3 protein-coding genes are annotated in these 990 nt (G+C 57.8%); all 3 read right to left on the bottom strand.

Annotated elements, in window-relative coordinates; all coding sequences use genetic code 11:
• Window positions 1–131 (bottom strand): ferredoxin family protein (locus tag EN935_RS37665; RefSeq protein ID WP_245489161.1); only part of this gene is annotated, 131 nt, incomplete at its 3' end.
• Window positions 128–550 (bottom strand): group III truncated hemoglobin, encoded by a 423-nt coding sequence (locus EN935_RS37660; protein ID WP_127265133.1) that lies wholly within the window; start codon window positions 548–550, stop codon window positions 128–130. The genes EN935_RS37660 and EN935_RS37665, both read right to left, overlap by 4 nt.
• Before the next feature lie 8 nt (window positions 551–558).
• Window positions 559–990 (bottom strand): CBS domain-containing protein (locus tag EN935_RS37655; RefSeq protein ID WP_127374322.1); only part of this gene is annotated, 432 nt, incomplete at its 5' end.

Raw genomic sequence — 990 nt, 5'->3', positions numbered from 1 at the left:
CCGCAGTCGATGCATTCATCGGGATGGATGACGAGCATGTTCTCGCCTTCGTAAAAACAGTCCACGGGACAGACTTCCACGCAGTCCATGTATTTGCATCTGATGCAATTGTCGGTGACCACGAACGTCATGCGGCGTTTCTCAGCCATGGCCGTTCAGGGCGATAGAACAAGAACAACTTCAGACTTTCAGCTATGTGGGCGGCCTTCAGCCAACAGAGTCCCGCAGTCTCGCTGTCCAGCAATTCGTCGCAACTGTCGCCAAACAAGGCGAGGCACCGGTCGAGCAGACCGAGCTCCAATCCGCCGATATGCGTGCGGACCGCGAGGAGACTTCCCTTGTAGTACCCGGTGGTCAACATGACCGAGGACCAGAAATCGTACATCTTCGCCAGATGCGTTTCCCAATCGCCGGCAACGACGCGCTCGAAAATCGGCTCGAGATCCGGGTCGGCGCGAATCTTGTTGTAGAAGGAGTCGACGAGTAGTCGAATCTGCTCTGCGGAAATCGGGCTGTCTGCATCAAGGGCATACTCTGATCCAGCGCTCATCCGCCCCTTCAGACCACGACATAGGTCATATCGAGGGGAATGCGGTGATCATCGATAGCCCGTACGCCAGCGGTGTTTTCAGCCAGAATGAGCGAAGCTTTCCGCTCTTGCTCCGACAAGTAAGCTCCCCAGAAGGTGACCACGCCGTTGGTCACGGTCACGTCCGAGCTTCCGGGCGAGGGCCACGATTCGGATCGCAAGGCGTCAATAATCTCCAGCCTGATACTGCTGTCGTCATGCGAGGCCGGAGCGCGCCAACCCTTCCTGGCAACGACCAAAGCTCGCACCAGATTGGCGCGACTGACGATCCCCACCACCTGTCCGTCGCGAAGCACGGGGACACGTTTGATCCGATTGTGTTCAAGCAGGGTTGCGATCTCGGCGACTGGCGTACTCTCGACCACCGTCGCGACCTGCTGTGTCATGACGTCGATCACATG

Origin of the sequence: Mesorhizobium sp. M7D.F.Ca.US.004.03.1.1 (genome assembly GCF_003998635.1) — a bacterium.
Taxonomy (GTDB): Bacteria; Pseudomonadota; Alphaproteobacteria; order Rhizobiales; family Rhizobiaceae; genus Mesorhizobium; species Mesorhizobium loti.
This window is presented reverse-complemented; position numbering and strand designations above follow the sequence as displayed.